Source organism: Phytoactinopolyspora endophytica, from assembly GCF_004138495.1.
GTDB lineage: Bacteria > Actinomycetota > Actinomycetes > Jiangellales > Jiangellaceae > Phytoactinopolyspora > Phytoactinopolyspora endophytica.
The window spans coordinates 19,453-19,788 of sequence record NZ_ML142852.1 but is presented as its reverse complement, the minus strand read 5'-3'; the positions used below and the strand labels follow the sequence as shown (position 1 = coordinate 19,788).

Below are 336 nucleotides of genomic sequence, written 5' to 3'. Positions count from 1 at the left end.
CTGCAGCGGGTACCGGTGGGACGATGCGGTACGGCCGCGGGAGCCGTCGCGGTTCCTCGCGGAGATCCGCGACGCCTGCCGCGCCGGTGCCGGAGAGATCGCGCTCTGGATCGACGAACCGGGCGACACGAACCCGCTCACCGAGAATGCGCCGACCTGGCAGTGGCCGTATGACCCGTTGGGCGCACGGCGCGCCACCATTGCCGAAGGAGCGGCCATGGTGCGGACGGTCGCCTCGGGCGACGTCGATCTGGAAGCCGCGGCGGCCATGGTCGAATGGGACGACGAGGTGAGCCGGCTGCTGGCCGAGCGGGATCGGCAGCGTCTGGACCGTAC

At 71.7% G+C, this 336-nt stretch carries 1 protein-coding gene; it reads left to right on the top strand.

The features are described 5' to 3' along the window. Positions 1-336, top strand: a 336-nt coding sequence (locus ELR45_RS37250) for a hypothetical protein (protein WP_205856252.1), incomplete at both ends; no start/stop codon positions are given.